General features: G+C 41.8%; 26 protein-coding genes and 2 tRNA genes. 12 read left to right on the top strand and 16 right to left on the bottom strand.

What is annotated here, in order from left to right; all coding sequences use genetic code 11:
• Positions 1 to 20: 20 nt before the first annotated feature.
• From NWF01_11930 to NWF01_11955, 6 genes are all read right to left on the bottom strand, one after another.
• Positions 21 to 773 carry an ABC transporter ATP-binding protein gene (locus tag NWF01_11930; protein MCW4025720.1) on the bottom strand — a complete coding sequence of 251 codons (753 nt, stop codon included), beginning with the start codon at positions 771 to 773 and terminating at the stop codon, positions 21 to 23.
• The gene (locus NWF01_11935; GenBank protein ID MCW4025721.1) at positions 767 to 1,849 is read right to left on the bottom strand and encodes an iron ABC transporter permease; all 1,083 of its coding nucleotides are present in this window, start codon (positions 1,847 to 1,849) and stop codon (positions 767 to 769) included. The genes NWF01_11930 and NWF01_11935 overlap by 7 nt, the downstream gene beginning before the upstream one ends.
• Positions 1,849 to 2,901 (bottom strand): acetylserotonin O-methyltransferase, encoded by a 1,053-nt coding sequence (locus NWF01_11940; protein MCW4025722.1) that lies wholly within the window; start codon positions 2,899 to 2,901, stop codon positions 1,849 to 1,851. The genes NWF01_11935 and NWF01_11940 overlap by 1 nt, the downstream gene beginning before the upstream one ends.
• 79 nt (positions 2,902 to 2,980) lie before the next feature.
• Positions 2,981 to 4,090, bottom strand: coding sequence for an ABC transporter substrate-binding protein (locus NWF01_11945; protein MCW4025723.1), 1,110 nt, complete (start codon positions 4,088 to 4,090; stop codon positions 2,981 to 2,983).
• 14 nt (positions 4,091 to 4,104) lie between these two features.
• Positions 4,105 to 4,881 (bottom strand): P-loop NTPase, encoded by a 777-nt coding sequence (locus tag NWF01_11950; GenBank protein ID MCW4025724.1) that lies wholly within the window; start codon positions 4,879 to 4,881, stop codon positions 4,105 to 4,107.
• 141 nt (positions 4,882 to 5,022) lie between these two features.
• The gene (locus NWF01_11955) at positions 5,023 to 5,781 is read right to left on the bottom strand and encodes a cache domain-containing protein (protein ID MCW4025725.1); all 759 of its coding nucleotides are present in this window, start codon (positions 5,779 to 5,781) and stop codon (positions 5,023 to 5,025) included.
• A gap of 238 nt (positions 5,782 to 6,019) precedes the next feature.
• Between NWF01_11955 and NWF01_11960 the strand changes: the two genes are divergently transcribed.
• On the top strand, positions 6,020 to 7,366 hold the full coding sequence (locus tag NWF01_11960; protein MCW4025726.1) for an MFS transporter: 1,347 nt from the start codon (positions 6,020 to 6,022) through the stop codon (positions 7,364 to 7,366).
• A 45-nt stretch (positions 7,367 to 7,411) separates the two neighbouring features.
• Here the strand turns inward: NWF01_11960 and NWF01_11965 are convergent, their stop codons facing one another.
• From NWF01_11965 to NWF01_11975, 3 genes are all read right to left on the bottom strand, one after another.
• Positions 7,412 to 7,966 carry an NAD(P)H-dependent oxidoreductase gene (locus tag NWF01_11965; protein ID MCW4025727.1) on the bottom strand — a complete coding sequence of 185 codons (555 nt, stop codon included), beginning with the start codon at positions 7,964 to 7,966 and terminating at the stop codon, positions 7,412 to 7,414.
• Between the two features lie 38 nt (positions 7,967 to 8,004).
• Positions 8,005 to 8,111: transfer RNA gene (locus NWF01_11970), tRNA-Arg, on the bottom strand.
• 183 nt (positions 8,112 to 8,294) lie between these two features.
• Positions 8,295 to 8,795: a hypothetical protein gene (locus NWF01_11975; GenBank protein MCW4025728.1), complete on the bottom strand. Its 501-nt coding sequence runs from the start codon at positions 8,793 to 8,795 to the stop codon at positions 8,295 to 8,297.
• Positions 8,796 to 9,022: 227 nt separating this feature from the next.
• Here NWF01_11975 and NWF01_11980 point away from each other — a divergent pair, with 227 nt between their 5' ends.
• Positions 9,023 to 9,481, top strand: coding sequence for an SRPBCC family protein (locus NWF01_11980; protein ID MCW4025729.1), 459 nt, complete (start codon positions 9,023 to 9,025; stop codon positions 9,479 to 9,481).
• Between the two features lie 67 nt (positions 9,482 to 9,548).
• On the opposite strand, the gene NWF01_11985 is transcribed toward NWF01_11980, so the two are convergent.
• Positions 9,549 to 9,920 (bottom strand): hypothetical protein, encoded by a 372-nt coding sequence (locus NWF01_11985; GenBank protein MCW4025730.1) that lies wholly within the window; start codon positions 9,918 to 9,920, stop codon positions 9,549 to 9,551.
• A 331-nt stretch (positions 9,921 to 10,251) separates the two neighbouring features.
• Between NWF01_11985 and NWF01_11990 the strand changes: the two genes are divergently transcribed.
• Positions 10,252 to 10,375 (top strand) — tRNA-Leu (locus tag NWF01_11990).
• A gap of 294 nt (positions 10,376 to 10,669) precedes the next feature.
• Complete coding sequence (locus NWF01_11995) at positions 10,670 to 12,460, top strand: B12-binding domain-containing radical SAM protein (GenBank protein MCW4025731.1); 1,791 nt, start codon at positions 10,670 to 10,672, stop codon at positions 12,458 to 12,460.
• Between the two features lie 15 nt (positions 12,461 to 12,475).
• On the opposite strand, the gene NWF01_12000 is transcribed toward NWF01_11995, so the two are convergent.
• Together NWF01_12000 and NWF01_12005 are read right to left on the bottom strand one after the other, a co-directional pair.
• The gene (locus tag NWF01_12000) at positions 12,476 to 13,216 is read right to left on the bottom strand and encodes a hypothetical protein (GenBank protein MCW4025732.1); all 741 of its coding nucleotides are present in this window, start codon (positions 13,214 to 13,216) and stop codon (positions 12,476 to 12,478) included.
• Positions 13,217 to 13,226: 10 nt separating this feature from the next.
• Positions 13,227 to 13,976 (bottom strand): hypothetical protein, encoded by a 750-nt coding sequence (locus NWF01_12005; protein MCW4025733.1) that lies wholly within the window; start codon positions 13,974 to 13,976, stop codon positions 13,227 to 13,229.
• 312 nt (positions 13,977 to 14,288) lie between these two features.
• Between NWF01_12005 and NWF01_12010 the strand changes: the two genes are divergently transcribed.
• Together NWF01_12010 and NWF01_12015 are read left to right on the top strand one after the other, a co-directional pair.
• Positions 14,289 to 14,933, top strand: coding sequence for a hypothetical protein (locus tag NWF01_12010; protein ID MCW4025734.1), 645 nt, complete (start codon positions 14,289 to 14,291; stop codon positions 14,931 to 14,933).
• Positions 14,934 to 14,993: 60 nt separating this feature from the next.
• Positions 14,994 to 15,458, top strand: coding sequence for a GNAT family N-acetyltransferase (locus tag NWF01_12015; protein ID MCW4025735.1), 465 nt, complete (start codon positions 14,994 to 14,996; stop codon positions 15,456 to 15,458).
• Here the strand turns inward: NWF01_12015 and NWF01_12020 are convergent.
• Entirely contained in the window at positions 15,455 to 16,177 is a 723-nt protein-coding gene (locus NWF01_12020) for a hypothetical protein (protein ID MCW4025736.1), read from the bottom strand. The two genes, NWF01_12015 and NWF01_12020, sit on opposite strands and share 4 nt — an antisense overlap.
• Positions 16,178 to 16,453: 276 nt before the next feature.
• Between NWF01_12020 and NWF01_12025 the strand changes: the two genes are divergently transcribed.
• Positions 16,454 to 16,861 (top strand): hypothetical protein, encoded by a 408-nt coding sequence (locus tag NWF01_12025; protein MCW4025737.1) that lies wholly within the window; start codon positions 16,454 to 16,456, stop codon positions 16,859 to 16,861.
• Positions 16,858 to 17,055: a helix-turn-helix transcriptional regulator gene (locus tag NWF01_12030; GenBank protein ID MCW4025738.1), complete on the top strand. Its 198-nt coding sequence runs from the start codon at positions 16,858 to 16,860 to the stop codon at positions 17,053 to 17,055. The genes NWF01_12025 and NWF01_12030 overlap by 4 nt, the downstream gene beginning before the upstream one ends.
• Before the next feature lie 8 nt (positions 17,056 to 17,063).
• Here NWF01_12030 and NWF01_12035 read toward each other — a convergent pair whose 3' ends face one another.
• Both NWF01_12035 and NWF01_12040 read right to left on the bottom strand, forming a co-directional pair.
• Entirely contained in the window at positions 17,064 to 17,630 is a 567-nt protein-coding gene (locus NWF01_12035; protein MCW4025739.1) for a hypothetical protein, read from the bottom strand.
• 150 nt (positions 17,631 to 17,780) lie between these two features.
• The gene (locus tag NWF01_12040) at positions 17,781 to 18,176 is read right to left on the bottom strand and encodes a PRC-barrel domain-containing protein (GenBank protein MCW4025740.1); all 396 of its coding nucleotides are present in this window, start codon (positions 18,174 to 18,176) and stop codon (positions 17,781 to 17,783) included.
• 134 nt (positions 18,177 to 18,310) lie between these two features.
• Between NWF01_12040 and NWF01_12045 the strand changes: the two genes are divergently transcribed.
• Positions 18,311 to 18,787, top strand: coding sequence for an RDD family protein (locus tag NWF01_12045; protein MCW4025741.1), 477 nt, complete (start codon positions 18,311 to 18,313; stop codon positions 18,785 to 18,787).
• Between the two features lie 31 nt (positions 18,788 to 18,818).
• Here the strand turns inward: NWF01_12045 and NWF01_12050 are convergent, their stop codons facing one another.
• A complete protein-coding gene (locus NWF01_12050) occupies positions 18,819 to 18,977 on the bottom strand; it encodes a hypothetical protein (protein ID MCW4025742.1) in 159 nt (52 codons plus the stop codon).
• Positions 18,978 to 19,100: 123 nt separating this feature from the next.
• Between NWF01_12050 and NWF01_12055 the strand changes: the two genes are divergently transcribed.
• The 3 genes from NWF01_12055 to NWF01_12065 all read left to right on the top strand — a co-directional run bounded on the left by NWF01_12055 (position 19,101) and on the right by NWF01_12065 (position 20,595).
• Positions 19,101 to 19,430 carry a PadR family transcriptional regulator gene (locus NWF01_12055; protein ID MCW4025743.1) on the top strand — a complete coding sequence of 110 codons (330 nt, stop codon included), beginning with the start codon at positions 19,101 to 19,103 and terminating at the stop codon, positions 19,428 to 19,430.
• Positions 19,431 to 19,641: 211 nt separating this feature from the next.
• Entirely contained in the window at positions 19,642 to 19,809 is a 168-nt protein-coding gene (locus NWF01_12060) for a hypothetical protein (protein MCW4025744.1), read from the top strand.
• Positions 19,810 to 20,022: 213 nt separating this feature from the next.
• Entirely contained in the window at positions 20,023 to 20,595 is a 573-nt protein-coding gene (locus tag NWF01_12065; GenBank protein MCW4025745.1) for a hypothetical protein, read from the top strand.

The raw sequence follows: 20,595 nt of genomic DNA on the forward strand, positions 1-20,595 counted from the left end.
AAACGGACTTTAACAGCAAATCAGCAGGGTATTATCAGAGGTCTGCCCTGATAAGTCTCCACATTAACAGGAAGACCATACACAGCCTCAATATTTTCAGGCGTGATTACGTCGTGGTCACCTGCTGCGAAGATTTTGCCGTCTTTGAGCATAAGGAATTTGTCAGCGTACCGCAATGCAAGGTTAAGGTCATGCATAGTCATGATGGCAGTTAAATCAGCATTTTTCACTACATCAACCAATGTAGCCATGATGCGGTGCTGGTTGCAGAGGTCTAAGCTGCTGGTGGGTTCATCTAAAAGCAGAACCTTAGGTTCCTGTACTAGGGCGCGGGCGATTTGCACTTTTTGGAGTTCTCCACCGCTTATCTCGTCGATGTATTTTAATGAGAGGCTATCCATGCCAAATTGGGTTATGGCATCTTTAGCTATCTGAATGTCCTTTTTAGATACGTCCCAAGTAATGTGGGGTTTTCTACCCAGCAAAACCGAGTCAAACACTGTAATCTGCGACACATCCGCCCGTTGCGGCACATACCCGATGCGTTTTGCTACTTCAGTGCGTCTCAGTTTATAGATGTCCTCGCCGTCCACGAACACTTTGCCTTTTTTGGTTTTCAGCAGTCCGTTGATGCATTTTAGGAGCGTGGATTTTCCTACACCGTTAGGTCCCAAAATAGCCAGAACCTGATGTATGCCAACATCTAATTCCACGCCATCTAGGACTGAGGTGCCGTTTTTGTAGGAAAACTCTATGTCTTGAATTTTCAACATTTCTTTTTGTACCCCCTGATGAGAACATACAGGAATAATGGTCCGCCCATAAACGAGGTGATAACCCCCACAGGTAAAACCAGCGGCGAAATAATCGTCCGTGCCAACGTGTCAGATATCACCAAAATTAATGCGCCAACCAGCATAGAAGCGGGAAGCACAAAGCGGTTGTCTGAGCCGATTACTCGTCTAACCATATGTGGCGCCAGTAAACCTACGAAACCAATTATGCCCATCAATGAAACAATTACTGCCGCGGTAAGTGAGGCGAGCACCATGCCGACGGTTATGTGGCGTGTTACGTTTACGCCCAGGCTGTTTGCGGTGTCAACTCCTGCGTCGATGGCGTTGTAGTTCCAGCGGTTATACATGAAATAGATGCAGATGGGCACAGAAACCGCTATAATCAATGACAGGCTGCTCCAAGTTATTCTGCTTAAGTCTCCGAAAGTCCAGTAGATGATAGAGGCGATTTGAACGTCACTGGCAAAGTATTGAACAGCAGTCATTCCCGCAGCAAAGATTGAACCTAGCACTACACCTGAGAGCACAATGGATTCGGGTGATACTTTGGTTAAGCGTGTGAGCGCAAGAATTATAGTGGTAGATATCATACAAAAGCAGAACGCGCATATTGTGACTGTGTACTGGTTGCTAATCATCACTGCATCTTTAGCATTACTGTGCATTGCACCCGCACCCAAAACTACAATAGCAAATGCGGCGCCAAACGCGGAGGCTTGGCTTAAACCCAAAGTGTAAGGTTCACTTAGCGGGTTCTTAAGCAAACACTGCATAACGCCCCCTGCAATTGCAAGCATGGCACCTGCAACCACGGCGACCAGCACGCGGGGAAGCCGAATGCTCCAAGCGATGCCGTTTTGGCTGAGAATCTGGTTTAAAACCTCCGTGACAGAAAGATTCGCCGAGCCTATGCACAAGGTCACCAGTGTGATTGCAACCAAAGCAACCGCGCAGATGGTTATGAATAGGACTTTTTTGCCTACATATTTGGTGTAGCCAGAATCGGAGGCGTTTTTGGCGATATCTGTCTTGTCTTGTTTATTATTTGCCATCAGGTTCTGCTTCCACCATTCAAAAGCTTACGTGCAATGGTGATTTCAGACATTTTATCCAAAGGAAAAGTACCCAGCAAACTTAGCCCCATGTTTTCCAACTGCTCTAGGTATGTTTTTTGATCCATAACCGCGTCGGAAGAGTGTGATTTACTACCGATTTTCTTGCCCTCAAAGCCCAAAAGGTTCCAATCCAAAGTTTTCAGGGCACCTTCCCTCGAGGCATCCGTGAACCTACGCAGAACCACATAACCGCCAGGAACCAAAGCCTCAACCATTTTACCCAAAAGATTAGGGTCACTGCAGCTTTGGTTAAACGATGAAAAAATCACGTCATAATCTTGCCCGATGCTGTCTTTGTAGAAGTCACCGGGTAAAATATGTACTCTTTGAGCATCGTATTCTTTGACGTATTTTTGGGTAACTTGCATCATTTTTGGAAGGTCAAAAACGTATGCGGCCAAGTTTGGGTTTAGAGCTGTGAAAGCAATAGCGTACAAGCCATGCCCTCCGCCTAAATCGAGCAGTCGCCGCCAAGGTTGAGGGTCAATATGCTCTGAGACAACACGTAAAGTGTTTGCTACTGCACCTGCGGCTGCCCATTCTGCGATGCCGATTAGCCAGTTTTCGTTAAAAAAGTCTGTTCTGACGTGGGGGAGAGGACCATTTTTTATGATTTGTGGAAGTTGTGTCCAGCGGTTTATGTTTGCTTGGGTGTTTTTGAGAATTTGAGAAAGATAATGGGGCGAGTTACGGCATAAGTATGTGCTTGTTAATGATGCGTTTAGGTAGGTATCATCCTGTTTGGTTAACAAGCCAACCTCTACTAAAGCGTCACAAAACAGGCCCATCATAGTCTCGTGGTAGCCGCCTAATTCTTGAGCTATTGTTTTGGGGTTTTTGGGTGATGTGGTGTGTTCAAACAGCCCAATTTCCCATGCAGTTGTTATTAGGTAAGATATTTTGAGCCCTTCCGTTGAATTCTCCAGCAGGGCAGAGAGAACTTTGGAGTCAGGCGAGGGGGATGTCAGTAATGTTTTGGGATCTTTCATTTCTTATCACATTCCTAAATTTTTAACATTGATTGGAAACAACAAAGAAAGAAAAAAGGGAGATTTCATTTTATTTACCTCATTCAACATTGATTGGGCCAAAGGGTCCATAATTGGCAACCATTTGGTCGTAGAGCGGTGCACCGCATAGGAACGTGTAGATTTCATCTGCTTTCTCTTGTGGGTTTATATCTGAGAATTGATCGGGGTAGAGCACTGTGCCTACATAGTAAGTGTCTGCGAGGGCAACATCAAAGTTCAAAGCGTAGTTGTTGTAGCTGAGTACACCGTAGACTTTGCCGTCTTGGATGGCGTCAAGTTGACCGTACACATCCATGTGGTTATGTATGTCATCTAAGCATAAAGACAATCCAGCGTAATCAAGGAATATGACATCAGGGTTTAGGTCTGGCAACGCTTCAACGTCTACGTTTACTACCTGTGTAGAGTTGCTTGCCATCTCAAGAGTAATCACGTTTTTAGAGTTGGTTAAGGTGAATGGTGCATAAGAGGCGCTTGTTGAAGTGAATCCGTGAAGACCACGCGAGGAAAGCCCGCCAATGTACACTGATGGCTTGTCAGCATCAGATATACTTGATACTCGTACATCGAAATCATCAAGGATTCCCTGTACGTAGTTTATGACTTCAGTAGCTCGATCTTCTTTGTGTAGGATTTGGCCTATAAGGTTGAGGCCGTCGTAGAAATCTTGACGATTCTCCTCAGTATCTAATCCACCGTAGGCAATGCCAATGACGGGTATTCCAATTTGGCTTTGGAGTGAATCAAGATTATCAATTGTTTGGTCGGTTATGAAGACCACGTCTGGAGTTTGGGAAGCAATGAGTTCAGGGTCACCGCCGAATTGCGGACCAACAACAGTTATGTTTTGGTATTCAGGATGAGCCATCGCATAGGTACGACCAGTGTTTGTTAGTTCTGTTTGTTCAACTCCGCAAACAAGCTCACTTGCCTGCATGTAAGTAATCAAACGTAAACCGCCATAATTCAACGCAATAACACGGTTAACATCAGTGGGAACAGTAACGGTGCGACCAGCCATATCAGTGACCTCCTGTGTTTCTGAAGAAGGCCCACCTGAGGATGAACCAAGATAATTTAAAGCCACAACAGCTGAAACAGCGAGTATAACAACGCAAATAATTGCATAAATTGCAGTTTTATTCATACATATCACCTCCCTTAGTTAGGCTCCTTTTTTAAAACATTGAGAAGAAAACTTGTAATTTGGGCAATTTGGGGAAGCTCCAAGTCGAGAACTTCACCGTTTAAGCCCTTTTCTTGAATTGGAGTGTCAAAGGGAATAAACCCAATAACCTGTTGTTTACCTACTTTGGAAGCAATTTTTTCTGCCGTTGCCTCGTCAACTTTGTTGAGAATGAAATAGACGTTTTTGCCTGCCTCTTTTGCCATGTCCGTAATTTTCTTTGATAACTTTATGGACTCGTAGGAGGGGTCTAAGATGGCTAAGACCAAGTCGACTTCGCTTACCATGCCTCTGCCTAAGTGTTCTACGCCTGCTTCAGTGTCAATTAGGGCGACATCTTTTGTGTCTAGTTGGAGGTGTTTTAGGAAATCGCGTGCGAGTCCACCCATGGGGCATGCGCAGCCTTCGCCGTAGTGTTTGACTTTGCCTATTTGGAGCAGGTAGAGGTTGTCTTTTTTTGAGACGCAGTCGGTGGGTATGCCGTCTATTTGCAAGTTTTCGGTGAATAGAGCGGCTTTTTCACCGGTGCCTCGGGCGAGAAACATTTTTTCGAGTATGGCTTTTTTGCCGCCTATTTGGTCTAGTAGTTCTTTGGGGTCGTTTAGGCCTAGTTGGACGCTTAGTCCGTAGTTTGATTCATCGGTGTCTATGATTAGGATTTTGTAGCCTTGGGTTTTTAGGTTGTTTGCTATTAGGGTTGTTATTGTGCTTTTTCCGCTGCCGCCTTTTCCGCATATTAGGATTTTGGGCATTTGTTCACCTTTCTTTTGGTATTACTTTTTAGCAGTTAAGTAACACCTATTTTAGTGTTACTAGTGTTAAAAACAGTATTACCATATCAACCTGCAAAAAAGCGCTAAAAACCAAAGTAAAAGGGGCAAAAACCCCTCAACTCAAGAAACAGAACGCTTATGTTCCCTATAAATTAAAACGGCAACCCACAACATAGACAACGTCGCCACAAAAAACACAGGATACATAACGGCGTTAGAAACATCTGTGGATGTTAATCGCACCAAATCATAGAACACATAGATGCCAAAAGTCAAGAATATGCCGTAACCAAAGAAACGTTTCTTCTTAACCGCCAACATCAACCCCAACGCAGCAATCACACCTTCTACCACGACAGCCACATACTGCAACGGCGCCACAACAGCCTCATAGTCTTCAACGTATAAGCCAGAACCTACAAGCAAAACTTCACCATTAAGCTCTACGCCTTTGATGAAGGTGTGTTTAACTGAGGGTGTGGTTTCTCCGGGTTTAGGCCACTGATAATCCACCCAGCCCTCACCTGTTTCGCTTAGTGCAGCATTTATGAAAAGTTGCCCAATCGCCTTTCCCGTTACATCTAACAGTGAGGTCATGTTTTTGCCTTCCCCACTTATGTCTGGTGGATAAACAAGTCGAAGCCCATCGGTTTGCCATACAAAGATGTAGGTGTCACCTTGGAACCAGTGACTGCCCTCTACTCTGAACTGTGAGAAAGCGGTTTCGCCATCGGTTGAGATTAGGTCTGCTGCTTCTATTACGAGCGATTTTACTGCTTCTTTCTGGTTGGTCTGCTGAGTTTGATTAACAAAACCTGCGACAAGAACGCAAGCCAAAACTAAAACCAAAACTCCTAACACTAAACGATTCCGGTCCATTTCAAGTGTCCCTTTAACAGTTTAGCGCAATCACGCCTAATATCATTAACTACAGCAAGTCTTGACAGACGAGAAGGATTATGAACCACGAAGGTGACGTTGGAGCCTATATAGATTATGCTTCTTTCGGTTTTTGTGTGAAGAAAATTTTTAATTATCTTGCTTGCTTTGCTCTTTTTAACATGATGTTAGCGGTAACATGTGAAGAGATAGGGCTCTTTTTCTTGCAGGGGAGCTTTTGAAGTTGCACGCAAGTTTTTTTAAAAGTGACCATAGACCCATGTGGGTTAGCGCTGTACTCCCCTTCAACATCGCGTTAGGTCCCGTTTCAACACTGGTGCAACTGCTGATTTTAAACCTCAACGGCACAGTCGTGGAAGTCGGCTTAGCAATCACCCTCTTTAATGCGGTGAGCATTCCAGCTGCCCTATTTTGGGGGTTTGTTGTGGACCGTTTCCATCGACGAAAACTCTTGGTAATGTGTAGTTTTCTGGTAACGCCTCTGCTTTTGCTGTTATTTCTGTTTGCAAGCACAACGTATTGGGTTTCTGTTTTGTATGCTTTGTTCTCTATTGCCATAATGGCTTCAACTACACCTCTTAACTTGCTGGTTATGGAAACCGAAAAAAAACCCAAGTGGGCATCTGCCTTTGCCGCATTTTCAATGATGTCTAGCATTGGACAAACTTTGGGGTTACTTTTGGGGATGATATGGTCATTTTGTATTCCCATAGAGTACCTTGTTATTCCTTTAGCGGTTTCCTCGCTGGTTTCCACAGGGCTATCAGCGGTTCTAATTAAGGAGCCCCCAATGGTGTTTGAGAGACAAATGATGGTTATGGACAAACACAGCTTCTTCCACCGCCTCCACCACCTACCATACTTATTCCTAAAAATACCAAGCGCACACGATTTTAAACGCATTTTCAGAAAAATGCCCCGTGGATTACTGCGATACACCAACTTGCTGTATCTTGCGATTTTTGGGTTTTTCCTCTCCTCAGGCATCTTTAACACTGCCCTGGTTCCAGCCCTAAAAATTAACGGCGTATCGAGCTTGCTGGTTTTCTCAGTTATGATGGGCGGCATGATTGTGCAGATAATTTCCTTCAGGTATGCAGGAGCCTACACGGAACATAAGTCGCCAGTAAAAAGCGCCATTGTAGGCATGGGGTTGCGAGCTGTTGCATTGGGCTTAACGGGTGTTTTTGTTTACTTTTTAGCTGGGGCTTGGCTGGTAATTCCTGCTTTGGTCATGTACGCGCTTGCTGCAGGAGTTGCCTACGCAATTTACTACACCGCCTCAAACACCATGATTTTCAATTCTCTTAGCCCCCGACGTAACGGTTCAGCCCTTGGCGTATACAGCGCATTAGCGGGCGCCGCAACAATGCTGGGTTCGTTTGCGTCAGGGTTTTTGTCCTTCTACTTGGGTTTTCATGTGACATTTATCGTTTCAGCCGCAGTCTTGGTGGTGTCGGCTTTGCTGCTATATTTGACAGAAAACTCAAAGGTAAGCATCAACCTATCAACCCACGAACTATTCAACCACCACAAAAACGACGATTGTCAAAAGCAAGGATAAACGGTGGACGAGAAAAATTTGAATCCTTGACCTGCCGGATTGTTGTTAATTAGCATTTAGTTTTAGTGCCCAATCAGCGACAAGTCTGCCCAACGCCTTACAGTGTGTAATTCCTTCTTGATTGGGGTTTCCTGTTAGGGCAACACCATAATGCATATCGTCTGCTCTGCCAGGGATGACCATACCGTGAATAAACATTGCTATTATCATTGAAAGTAGTGTTGTTTCTCCACCAGACGCAACGCCTGCTGAATTGGTAAATACACCACCAATTTTTCCAGCGAGTTCTTGCCATACTTCGCTTTTATCGATGAATGCTTTCATGTTCGCAGACATTAGCCCGTAATGTGTTGGAGCACCAAGTATAACGCCATCGGCATCAAGTAAGTCATTCTTTGTTGATTGAGTAACATTTTTAACAATAACTTCCACTCCAACTTCTCGTGCACCTTCAGCAACTGCATGCGCCATTGTTTGTGTATTTCCTGTCTGTGAATCATAAATAATTATGACTTTTACCAACTTTCTTATCTCCTGTGTAACACTTTTGTCAGATAATGCTTTTAAAAATTGTTTCAATGAACCAATAAATTCTGGCACCCAAAAAATGTTTACGTCCTATGAAAAAGTTAACTGAATGGCGGGCGGGGAGGGATTTGAACCCTCGACCCCCAACTTAGGAGGCTGGTGCTCTCTGCGGCGCAAAACCAAAGGATTCTGCGAATCCGTACTGAGCTACTCGCCCACACCAAATAGCATAGCTAAACATAACTTAGATAAACAAAAACCTATCGACAACCAACAAAAAGAAAAACCACACTCTCAGGTAGCGAGTACACCCTCCTCGCACACAATGACTCTTCTTTTGCACAACAAACAAAAAAAGACGATGTGCTAACTAACAAATAATTTGGGTATTACCCAAAATCTATTGTGACCCTTGAACAGTCTCTTCGGGCAAATTATTGTTTGATTTCTTTTCCCTTAATTCAACAAATAATAAGGCTGTCAAGGCTGGGAAGAAATACCAAAGACCATATACTGAAGAACCCCAAATTTGGAGGAGATGATATTCAAGAGCCACAAGGGTTGAGCCTAAATGACTACCAAAAACGACAAAATAAAATACGGAGTCGCACATATACAGGATTGAAGAACCTAGAAAAACTCCTGTGAACAATGCTAAAGTTGTTGGTTTCATAACAATGATTTTTGCTCGTTTTGATAGAAAATAAAAAACACTGAAAGATACTGCAAGCCCAAATAAGATTAACAACCGGTTAATTAATGAGGAAATTGTCGAAAACTCGGCAGTTTCAATATTGCTAAAGAACACGGAAAGGGTTACTATCCTAACGACCATGGATAGAAGCGTCAATCCTAATGATAACGCAAAAGCAACGATAAAAGTTAACTGATATTTTTTCACTAACCTTTACCTCAAGTGGTAATTTGATTTGTTAATGGTAATAAGATTTGCCTAAGTTTCGCTTCAGCTATCGCTTCTCAAAACCAAGAAAAGTCCCTGTTAAAGCAAAAAAGACAAAGAAAGCCTGTTTAAGCAGATATTTTGAAAATGCTGAGTTGACATAAATTTTTTAAGTCCAATTGAGCTCCTTTCAACTTGGTTTTTTTGAACTTAAAGAGGTGATACTTGTGGGAACATTATCAAAAAGCATTGAAATTGAACGACCAGCCGAAGATGTTTTCAGGTTTGTAAATGATTTTGATAAGATGAATGCTGCTCATTCTGGCTATACTGAGGCTCATTATACTTCAAAAGGACCTGTGGGTGTTGGGTCAACTGCTCATTTTGTTGGAACACATGGAGGCTCTAATATGGAGTGGGATATGCGTTTAACTGATTTTGAGGAAAACAAAAAAGTTAGATGGCACACCGACAAACCCAGCAAAATGACAAACACTCTGCTTCTAGAACCAACCAGTAAAGGAACGATACTAACGCATATTGTCGAATACGAACTTCCATATTCCTACTTAGGCAGAATAATTGACAAATTAAAAGTAAGAAAAGACGTAGAGAAAGAAATGGACTCTTGGCTAGAAAACGCAAAAAACATAATTGAAGAAAAGAACGTAGAAATTCCGGCTTAGAACGATTGAAACTTAATCAGGTGCACATTCAGCTAATTTTGCCTCAGACACCGAGTTATCTGTGATGCTATGGTTGATAGGTTTCGTAGTTGTCTATTTCTTTCACAACCTCAACATTCATACCAGCACGTTGCAGACTATCAGTTATTTTGTGGACGTAGGCGCCGTGTGTACCCAATGAAAGCCCCATAATCCCCGATGACCCCGCACTGGAAATAATCTCTAAGCTCGTTTGGGCAGCGCCTGCTTCTTTAAGAATCATCAGCACCGCGGCGGTACCGTTTACTCTAAAAAAATAGGATTCCCCAAAAACCACTGCAACTCTGCCTTCTGATGTAGTCCAAGCTTGGGTGTGGATGCCACCAAAATATTTGCCTAGGTAATCAAAAAGCTGCTCAAAACTGTATGACACATTACATAGCATATAGTGTGAGGTCAATTAGTTCACCAGGTAGGTTTGGGTTGCGTTTTATTTAAGATGAGCGCTGACCTATTTGCCGTCTATTTGGAGCCTAATAGCCAACCTATGCAGAAACGATAGAGAGAGGTCAAAGTCTATTTGGAGCCTATTAGAAAGTCAATGCAGAAACCATAGAGGGGTCTAAAAAGCCCTAAGAGGGGAGGTTTGTATGATGGATTTTCGAGCCAAACCAACAGGGTTTTTCATGGGAATTGCAGTACCCATTGATTTCTGCTGCAAACCAAAAAAATTATGTTCCCCTAAACAAAACCCTTAAACAAGACCAACGCACAAAAGAATAGCGCGAGGTGGCGGGGTATCCGAGCCAGGTCTAAATGGGCGGCCAGATACAACATTTGCCCCTAAGATATGGAGGAGGACTTAAGATCCTCTGGCGCAGGCCTTCGTGGGTTCAAGTCCCACCCCCGCCACCACCAAAAAATACTGGGGTTCATCCCTGGCGAACCCTTACAGTATTTTTGAAACCTTTTTACATATAGAAAAGATAAGTTCTGTGGGGGTAGATCTACTCCCTGTAGCAAAATAAAATTCTCAACTTTTATTTTTTGCTAAGACGCCTGCATTATTTTTCCGAAAGGTTCAACACAAATAAGCGGAATAGTGCGATTGATTTTTATGTGTTGGTGCCCAGTTGCCCGAGTTAACTTTGGCGTTTCCTGTTGACATTTAAGAGAATCTTGCTGGTAAAACCTTCTGGGAGAAAGGGCTTGAGTTTTTCTTTTGATTTAATACCTATAGGTTTAGAATACATTGCCTCATACATCAAAGACGCAGTTGACCAAGTCAGCATAGTTGACCTTGAACTTGACAACAGAAAATTCCAAGACATCATCAACTTCTACAATCCCGACCTCATCGGCATCACATTATCCGCCGCTGAACACAACCAAGGGTTACACTTAGCAAAAATTGCTAAACAAAACAATTTACCAACAGTTGTAGGTGGCTACCACCCAACAAGTGTTACTGACTTAATGCTTTCCTACCCACAAATTGACGCAGTTGTTCGCGGAGAAGGCGAAGCCACCATGAAAGAACTGGTAGAGACAGGTTCTTTTGAGAATATTTTAGGACTTTCTTATAAGAAAAACGGAAAAATAATTCATAACGAGGACCGAAAAAGAATTGAAAACCTCGACACACTCCCTTTTCCCGCGAGGTACCTAAGACAATATCCTTACAAAAGCCAAGACCGCGTAACAGATTGCGATGTATTAACGATGTATAGAGGCTGCAATGGACTGTGCAGTTTCTGTTGTGAACCAAGCATGAGCCAAGGTTATTTGAGAACAAGGTCACCAGAGAACGTGATGAAAGAAATCTTGGAGATGGCGCAGTTTCATAAAGGAAAACCTGTGAATGTCATGTTTGCAGACCCGAACTTTATGGGAAACCCCAAACAAGTCGACCGCCTCTGCGACTTAATGATGAAACATGATTTAAAAATGGAATTCTGTGCCCTAGTTAGAGCAGATGCAATGGCAGCGCATCCGCAAATCGTAAAGAAAATGTGTCAAGTAGGCATACGCCGCTTTGAAATGGGTATCGAAAGCCCAAATGCTAAAGACTTAAAGTCCACAAAGAAAGGCATAACCAGCAAGGTTCACGGCGAAGCAGCTAGAAACATACGGGAAAACGGGGGCAGAGCTGGGGGAACATTTGTGATAGGTTTGCCTGAGCAAACGGAAGAAGAAATCAGAATGTTTCCAACTTATGCTAAAGATATTGGGTTAACTGGTGCTGCTTTTGGTATTGCAACGCCTTTTCCAGGCACAGACTTTTACAAGGAAATGGTTGAACAAGACCTAATTTTTGAGACTAACTGGGACAACTTTGATGAGATGCATTCAGTATACAAAACTAAGCATCTGTCAAAAGAGAAAATTGAAGAGATGGCCACGTATTGCATGGCAAAATTCTGGAATCTGGACACATTTATTGACCACGAAAAAGTCTCACAAAAACGAACTAAGCAAAAAAAGGCTATAGTTGATTTCGCTCAAGAAAGAGTGCTAAATCTTGGTTTCATGGCTAATAATGGAACAACCCTGCAGAAGGATAATTTTGAAAAGCATATAGCGACGTTTCTTGAGGCGTACATAGACCCACGAGTAGAAGCATATACTCAGTCGGTTGGAGTACACAATGTCTTAGAAATGAGACGGTTCATTAGCATATTGGGTACACAAACAATTCAATGCACATTAAACCTGGAAGATAAAACCACCAGTTTTGTGTTTAAAACCAGTAAAACCGATGTTGAGTACATACGGGTCATAAAAGGAAGACAAGCTGATGCCACCATACATCTTGAGGTTGATTTGAAGTGGCTAAGTGAACCCGAAAAGTCACATATTCTTGAGCGGCTTGTTTTGGTTTTTTCCCATTCCTTAAGTGTCAAAAAAATCTGGAACACCTTTAGGCTTTTCACCGCAGTTGGAACAGAAGGTTTAGCATGGACTCTACAAAAATTAGCAACTAAAAAAATAAAAAAGTAATGTTTTGCCAGAGCGCTAGTAGGTTTTGGAGACTATGTCATTTGCTTTGCTATATGGATTGCTTACTGCCGTTGAGAGGTTGCCTGCAGCTAAGAAGAAGCTTTGATTTATGTTGCTGCCAATGGATGCGTTTGGGCCGAGGTAGATTCCGTTTCCGCCTGCGCCTGCGGTGCATTTTTCGTGATTAAAGTTTATCAGGCAATATTTGATTTCGCCATCAACCCACATGCCTGTGCAGGCTTGACTTGACCACACGTTTGCTTTGATGAAAGAGGCGTAAGGTTTGCAGCCTGTGCCGATTTCAATTCCTCTTAGATTAGCAGTATCATTCAAAGATATACCTACATCTTCTATGTGGGTAAACCCGAAATTGTTTGTTGCCCCGGGAGCAAATTGGATGCCTTTATTCACGTAAGACATGCGAACATGTTGTATATGGTTGGATTGGCTCCAGCCGCCATCGCTTGAGATCAGTTTGATTCCGATATCACAGTTGACGATGGTGACGTTTCTGACTTGACAGTTGTAGATGTTTTCAAGGAGAATGCCAATGTTTGAGGTGTTTCCGCATAGAATCACGTTTTCGATTACGGCGCTTTTGTAGTTCTCGGCGAGATTAGAGTTTACGCTTATAATTGGGTTAGCGGTTGAGGTTATGACGATTTGTTTGCTGCCGACACCTCTAAGGAGACCATCACTTGGAAGATTAATCGTTGTGTTGAGGGTTTGATTGGTATTATATTCAATTAAAGTCATATTTTTCACCTTAGTAATGTTTTTCAACTATGTCGTTTCCCAGACCCGATTGGTCATAAACCCAGCGGTTATTCTGCATATTACCACTGGACAAAAAGAAACTTTGATTATTACAGACGTTGCCGTTTGCTGCAATATGAACTCCGCTGCCACCTTGCCCCGCAGTTGTCTTCTCATGATTAAAGTTTATCAAGCAAAGGTTAACTAAGCCATCAATCCACATCCCATCACAGGCTTGACTGGACCACACATTTGCTTTAATAAAAGAACTATAAATTCTGCAACCCGTTCCAACCTCGATACCGCGCAGATTTTCAGCATTGTTAAGAGAAATCCCAACATCATTAATGTAAGTGAAAGCTCGGCTATTATCTGGGCTACCACCAGGAGTAAATTGTATGCCCTTATTCACATCTTTAATACGAACATGCTCAATCTCGTTTGCCTCAGTCCAATTATCACCCGAAGCAGTCAACCTTACACCCACATCACAATTAACAACCGTAATATTCCGTATCCTACAATGAACAACATTCTGCAAAAGAACACCCACATTAGCACCGTTACCAACGATAACCAAGTTTTCAATCAAAGCACTTCTTGTGAACATACTAGCAAAGTTTGAACCAACAGAGATTATAGGATTAGCAGTTGAAGTTATAACGACTTGTTTGCTTCCAGTGCCTCTCAGTAAACCGTCGCTCGGAAGGTTGATTGTTGTGTTAAGGGTTTGGTTAGTGTTATATTCAATTAAAGTCATATTTTTCACCCTTACTTGATGGATGGATTATCCATCCAACCATTAAGCATACAAGCACTAACAAATATATAAACAAAACTGCAACCTCAAAAGCGTACTTTCAGAAGTAGGGACATCAAGTAAGGCCTAAATAGCGTGTGCTTTCATTCATGGTGAACCCTCACAGTATTTACTCACTTCAAAAAATTGTCTTAGAAAAGTGTTTTGACGCAAGGCCCTTATTTTCTATAAATCCTAATATCAAACATGGATAAAAACAGCAAAACTTGTGCAATATGCTCTATTCTAATTACTGCAATAGCATGTTTGAACTTGCTGTTTGTTAACCCTGCAAATACTCAAACAGAACTTAAGCCTTCTGTGCCAGAGTTCACTGCAAAATTTACCGAGTCTTCATTAGAAACAACAATCAAGAATCAACCATTAACGGAATTTGAAGAAACAAACGGTGACAACCCACGTCTTTACTATGGATTCCGATTTAAAGACCAAGCCATTCCTTATAACTGGAATTATGCTCCACCATTTTTTGTTGGCATTTCTTCTTATGGAACATATTATGAAGCATCTGCCTCAGAGTACACTGTTGTTTCATTTCCATTTGGTGAATATCCATTTGAATCTGATAATAATCGGGCAGGAATTTCAGAGGGTGGACCGATAGACATGCAAGTTATGGCACTTATCGGGATTGAAGTTCCAACTGACTTAGAGAATGGCCAAGTGTATTATTTTGAAGGAGTTAATATTAATTGGAGTAACACATTAACAGTAACTTCTCGCGGGAGCTATACGGCGAGCCCGAGCCCTACTTCAACCACTATACAAACAAACATTCCAACAGCTACCCTGCTAACACCAACAATACCCGAACTATCTTGGTTAGCAATACCCGCCTTGCTTCTTTCTCTTTTCGCTATTGTTTTAGTGTTTAGGCACCGAAAAGAGATAACCTGAATAAGTAGACCACCTGTTTTGGTCAAAAAATATTTAATTTCTAACCAATCAGTATCTTGCATGACAAAAGAGTTAGTTATCCAGAAAGTTGACGCCCAAAACTTTGATGACTTTTTAGGATTAATTGATAAACTTGCAGAATTTGAAGAGCTATCCCCTCCAGATTTGGAAGCAAAAAACCGGTTACGGCGAGATTGCCTCTCGGATAAGCCAAAGTTTGAGGCTTACATCGGAAAAATTAGAGACACACCAGTGAGTTATGTTGCATATTTTTTTACATATTCAACGTTTCTTGCTTTGCCTACGCTTTTTTTGGAAGACATTTTTGTCCTAAAAGAGCACAGGCAACAAGGAGTGGGCGAAGAATTATTTGCTTTTGTTAAAGAAAAAGCTAAGCAGAAGGGCTGTGGCCGATTGGAGCTTGCGGTTTTGAAATGGAACACGGTAGCGCAGGAATTCTATGAAAAGTACAAGGCTAAACGGTTAGAGTGGTTCATGTACCGTTTAACAAAAGAAGAGTTCTAGTCTATCAGAGCTTTTCTTTGCAGGAAAATATTAACGGTGTCTATGAGGGCTTGGCAAGCGAACCAGCGCTCCTCAAGTGAATTGTCCGTTTCTAAGTCACGGATTTTTTTCTTCAGAGCCATTATCTGCTCCAAAACAGGTTCTCTATCTGTGTGGTATTTGTTTTGAAGAAGTTTTTGTTGCGCCCTAAAATCCAACAATGCCACCTCAAGCTCTTTTTGCTTATTATCTAATTCCTCCGCGATTTTGAATTCTTTTTGTTCCCGCTCCTTTTTGGAAATCCCCCGCAAAAACCCAGCTTTCATCTTAATAATTTGGGTTTGCTCTTTTTTTAGTTGCTCAATGCTACTGTGGAGGGGCTTGTTTTTGTGGTTTTTTCTTTGCCGCAACTCATTTGTCAGGGTTGTATAGTTGATGTTGATTTGTTTGAGGTTGCTTTTGCAGTAAGAGAGGATTTTTTGTTCGTGGTCAAGGATAGCTTCTTTTTGGCGGAATTCTTCGAGTTGCAGTTTGATGGCGTTTAGGGTTTGAGCGCCCTCTTTTTCGTATTGTTCATCCACTGTGATGTCTGGGTGGGCTTCAAATTCGCTTAGCACAGTTTCTACGTTAATTAGCCAGCGGTCGAAGTGGTCACTGAAGGGTGATGAGCCAAATTTTTGGTTGCCCAGAGTATGTAGTTGTTTGAGGGTTTTTTGGCTGATTTCTTTTTCTGTGGTCATGGTTTTTTCTGTTTGGGGTTGGTTTTGGTGTTTAGATTTTTTGTTTTTTGGACGTAGGGGGTTTTTGTATTTGTGTGTGTTGTTTCGAGGTGTTTTTATGTGCGGCTGGTATCCCATGGGAGAAGTATCGTTTTTGTGGTATTTAGTTTGTTCTCTGTTGTGTTTTGGGTGGGGTTTAGTAATGCTTAAATATAATATTATGTTTACCTAACATAATGTTAGGTATAAATAACTAAAAGTTATCATTACCTAACAAAAAATAAAGAAGGAATAAAAATGAAAACAAAAACCCTAATCACACTCGGTTTCATAGGAGTAGCCCTAGTCATAACAACAATAGCAATATACTTCGCAGCCACCCAAAACATAAACCTCACAGAAATCGCCACCTTCGCCATAATAGGACTCATCATACTCTTTGCCCTCTACGTCCTCTGGGATAAAACCCGAAACGTAACCAAAGGCTTACCCGCAGCCGACGAACGAACCAAAATCAACTCCTACAAAGCAGGATACTACGGTTTCATAGCCGCCATCTGGAGCGCCGTCTTCACCCCCATAGTCGTTGACATACTCTTTAACTATGAAATGGAAGGCAGTCAAGTATCTGGCGCTGTGGTGATAATCGCTGGCTTAGTGTTTTTCATCTCGTACCTGTTGATATCTCGGAAGGGGACTAATTGAGAACTCGCATCAAGGAGCTTCGAGCTCGCCACAACCTAACACAAGAAGACTTAGCCAGAAAAGTGGGTGTCCGCAGAGAAACCATCCTCTTCATAGAAAAAGGCGAATACAACCCCTCCATAAAACTGGCTCATGAAATAGCCAAAGCCCTCCAGACAACACTCGATGACCTCTTTATTTTCGAAGACACCTAAAACACGGCTTAACCATGTCTTTCATCTGTTTGACAGAACCATTTCTGGGTTTTCTCATCGAAGGAGAGGGGATTGCCGCAGATTGAGCAGACAGGCACCTTAAAATCTGGTGGCGGAGGGGGCAAAATGGGTAAAAAGATGTTAGCGCTTTCCTGCTTTAACTTTTGGATTTCGATTAGCCATTGGTCGTTGTCGTTAAAGCTGAAATAGAGGGGACTTGGAAGGTCGGCTTGTTGATGGGCGAGCTTCACTGGGTTTGTTCTGATTTGGCTTGATTGTTCAACTTCACGGATTTTTACGAGAAACAAAGAAAAAATTAAGGGACCGACATTAAGAAAAACGCTACTTGGCCAAAAACTCATGGCAGCCTTCGTGTTTTCCCACGTATTTGTGGATTCATGCCCTTCAAAAATTAAGCGCTGATTTGTGAGGTATGCATCACCGGTGAAGGGTTTTTTGGTGAATAGTTTTCCGTTTTTGTCAAACCATAAAATCGCGGTTGCGCCTAAGCCTTTGCTTTTTCGTATGACTTCTTCTTGGGGCAACAGCGGTGTGTATCTTGGAGTGCTGGACATGATTTGTTTCTATTGGGTGTTGGTGTAGGGTTGATATAAGCTTTAAGAAAAAGACACTGACAACTGGAAAAGGTTAACAAAGCCACCCAATTAACCTCTAAAATTGAAATAGAGAGCCCGGTTGAAAAGGCAAGAAAAAAGAAAAGATGTTTAAGCATACTTCTTGCAGCTATAGCAGTACCAACGTTGATACTGTGGAATGTAGGTTAATGCGCCACCGCAAGTTTTGCATGTTGGCTGACCTGAAGAAGTTGCCTGCTGGGTTGACGTTTCTTGTGTTGTACTGGCGTGTGTAAGAGTGGATGCTGCTTCAACAATTGCACTTTCAAGTTTTAGAACCACAAAGTCTTCGGCACCTTGAATGTTTTCCCAGGGGATGTCTTGTGTTTCGCCGCGTTCATTCTCTATTGTTAGCGAGATTCCAGCTTTTCCGATAGTAAAGCCAACATCTTTGACTGTACCGACAAGTTTCCCTTCTGCACTGATTACTTTCATTCCAACAAGTTCGTCTTTTGTTACACTTTTTTCTTTAGGTTTACTGGACAATGTGAAACCACCAAACTATACTATTTGGGTTAACTGGTTTAATAAGCCTTTCAGTAAAGCAGGGTAACAGTCACCTGCTTGACAGAAAATCATAATAACACCAGCATATGAATTTAAATCATGGAGAATAAAAGATGACGACAAACACAGAAGTAGACTTAACGCATTGGATTTACCGCTTAATCGCATACGTTATCGACTTTGTCATTATTTACATTCCAGCAATCATAATCAGCATAATACTTGCATTTGCAACAGCCTTCATCAGCGGCTTTTTCGGCGGCGTAGCTTTCATGGCATACCTACTTTCAGGGGTACTCTTATTTTTGTACTTCTCAGTTTTAGATGTCATGTGGGGTGGAACAATCGGAAAAAGAATCTTTGGCTTGCATGTTCAGACGGTAAATGGCGGCAGAATAACATACGGTCAATCAATAGTCCGTAATATCAGCAAATTTTTCGGTCCCATCCTACTCTTAGACTGGTTATTAGGCGTTATATTGCAAGGTGATAAAAGGCAAAAATTCACTGACCGCATCGCAAACACAGTCGTAGTAAAGCAGGCAGCTCAATCGGTGCCACCACCACCTCCGCCGCCACCGCCACCATAAGAAAAAGCTATTCTTTTCTTTTTTTATTTTTTTAAGCTTTAATGTTGATGATTTTTTGTACGGTATCGCACCAGGGGATTATGCATCTACCTTCCATTATATCAAAGTAGATTTCGTCGATGATTGTGTTGTTGGGCGTGTTTTCGCTTTCTTGGACAAGTTTGATTTCGATAAGCATTTTTTTTGTCATATTTGGCGACCAGGGGGTTCAATTTTAAGATGTGTGGGGTGCAAATTTATAATTTATTATTCGTTCGGATTTAGAATATAACAATAATATAACAGTAAACACTCTACATATTTGGTAACATTTTTGAAAAGTAAAGACAATTTACGTAAGAGAGTAATCCGCAATTTTATGGATATTCTGATTCTTGAGGAGATGAAAAAAGGCATGATGAGCGGCTATGATGCCATGACTTTTATTCAAAAAAAATTTGGCATATCCGTAAGTTCGGGCACTGTTTATGGTTTACTGTACTCAATGGAGCGGCAAAAACTAATTGAAGGCTTCCAAATCGAAAACAAGCGCATGTACAGAGTTCTAGAAAACAGTGAAACCGCAAAACTGCTAAAAGTGTATCCGCCGCTTCAAACCTTCATTAAGAGCTCAAACCGAACAAAAATAAAAACGGAGGAGTAATCAAGAACATGTGACTTTCAGAAGTAGACCTCCGTATAAGGACGCTTTAGCACAACTAAAGGTTCTGATTCCGAACATGTAATACTGCTCTAATGTCAACAAGAGTACATTAACTTAAATTATTAAGGGCGTCAAATTGAAAAACAACTTTAAAGTTGGAAACCAAACCACATATTTTACTTGAAAACATGCTGGTGGGAGGGAATAAAAAATGGAAAATGAACCCAATAAAAAAATCCGTGCGAAATGGATGCAAATTTGGTTATGTTTCCAACAACAAATTGCCACTTTGCCCCCGTGGGCACAAGATACACTACTTGACGACATAAACACGGCTGTCCAAAGCCGAATTGTTGTTTTACAAAAAGCCCACAACTGATACTAAACAAGAAAATAAAACAATTATTGAACATGTTTTCCAAAAAAGTTCTCAGAGAGCTTCAAAATTTTACTGCCCCGTACACCCAGACCAGTTCTTCATCAAGAGAAAGGGATAGAAAATAAGAAGTACTGTTAAGTGAATGGTTGATTGAAAAACCTTAAAACAACAGAGCACACATATATTATAGCCAATAAAAAAGGGATAGAGAAAATGCAAGCCGTAAGCATAATACTGTTCATAATCAGTGTCGGAATAATCGTAGGACCAATAGGTGTGGTAGTATTAACCAGTTCAAATGACTTAACTCAACTAGTCATTCCACCAGAAATCAAAGACAAAATTATAGGCGACAACAGCCCATTACACGGCGGAGGAGGCGGAGATAACAATAGCACAGGCAACGATTCAGGCGGAATAGCGGGGCTTATAACTCCTGAAATTGTAAGCCAATCAATTGATATTTCACAAAAAAGTGCCACTGTCACGTTAAACTTCAAAAATGACTTAGGTTTTGACATGACAGTGAACACACTTCAAGCAGAAATTCAAGACAAAACAACAGGTCAAACATTAGGAACCATCAGCCTAACCAACCCCGTTATAATAGCATCAGGCGAAACCAATTTGGCGACAATTCAGGGTTTATGGAATGATAACGTAGAAGAAATACTCGGTCAAGCACAATCAATTAATGCAAACTTGGTCAACTTAACTGTGGACATCGACGGTGTTATAATACAATTATCTGAGTTTAACATTGGTGACATACCCTTAAATTATTGA

This window comes from Candidatus Bathyarchaeota archaeon (genome assembly GCA_026014585.1).
GTDB lineage: Archaea > Thermoproteota > Bathyarchaeia > Bathyarchaeales > Bathycorpusculaceae > Bathycorpusculum.

Excerpts from the sequence above, each read along its gene's own strand:
- NWF01_11930 (MCW4025720.1), bottom strand. The coding sequence starts at position 773 with ATGTTGAAAATTCAAGACATAGAGTTTTCCTACAAAAACGGCACCTCA.
- NWF01_11935 (MCW4025721.1), bottom strand. The coding sequence starts at position 1,849 with ATGGCAAATAATAAACAAGACAAGACAGATATCGCCAAAAACGCCTCC.
- NWF01_11940 (MCW4025722.1), bottom strand. The coding sequence starts at position 2,901 with ATGAAAGATCCCAAAACATTACTGACATCCCCCTCGCCTGACTCCAAA.
- NWF01_11945 (MCW4025723.1), bottom strand. The coding sequence starts at position 4,090 with ATGAATAAAACTGCAATTTATGCAATTATTTGCGTTGTTATACTCGCT.
- NWF01_11950 (MCW4025724.1), bottom strand. The coding sequence starts at position 4,881 with ATGCCCAAAATCCTAATATGCGGAAAAGGCGGCAGCGGAAAAAGCACA.
- NWF01_11955 (MCW4025725.1), bottom strand. The coding sequence starts at position 5,781 with ATGGACCGGAATCGTTTAGTGTTAGGAGTTTTGGTTTTAGTTTTGGCT.
- NWF01_12000 (MCW4025732.1), bottom strand. The coding sequence starts at position 13,216 with ATGACTTTAATTGAATATAATACCAATCAAACCCTCAACACAACGATT.
- NWF01_12005 (MCW4025733.1), bottom strand. The coding sequence starts at position 13,976 with ATGACTTTAATTGAATATAACACTAACCAAACCCTTAACACAACAATC.
- NWF01_12015 (MCW4025735.1), top strand. The coding sequence starts at position 14,994 with ATGACAAAAGAGTTAGTTATCCAGAAAGTTGACGCCCAAAACTTTGAT.
- NWF01_12020 (MCW4025736.1), bottom strand. The coding sequence starts at position 16,177 with ATGACCACAGAAAAAGAAATCAGCCAAAAAACCCTCAAACAACTACAT.
- NWF01_12025 (MCW4025737.1), top strand. The coding sequence starts at position 16,454 with ATGAAAACAAAAACCCTAATCACACTCGGTTTCATAGGAGTAGCCCTA.
- NWF01_12035 (MCW4025739.1), bottom strand. The coding sequence starts at position 17,630 with ATGTCCAGCACTCCAAGATACACACCGCTGTTGCCCCAAGAAGAAGTC.
- NWF01_12045 (MCW4025741.1), top strand. The coding sequence starts at position 18,311 with ATGACGACAAACACAGAAGTAGACTTAACGCATTGGATTTACCGCTTA.
- NWF01_12050 (MCW4025742.1), bottom strand. The coding sequence starts at position 18,977 with ATGACAAAAAAAATGCTTATCGAAATCAAACTTGTCCAAGAAAGCGAA.
- NWF01_12060 (MCW4025744.1), top strand. The coding sequence starts at position 19,642 with ATGGAAAATGAACCCAATAAAAAAATCCGTGCGAAATGGATGCAAATT.
- NWF01_12065 (MCW4025745.1), top strand. The coding sequence starts at position 20,023 with ATGCAAGCCGTAAGCATAATACTGTTCATAATCAGTGTCGGAATAATC.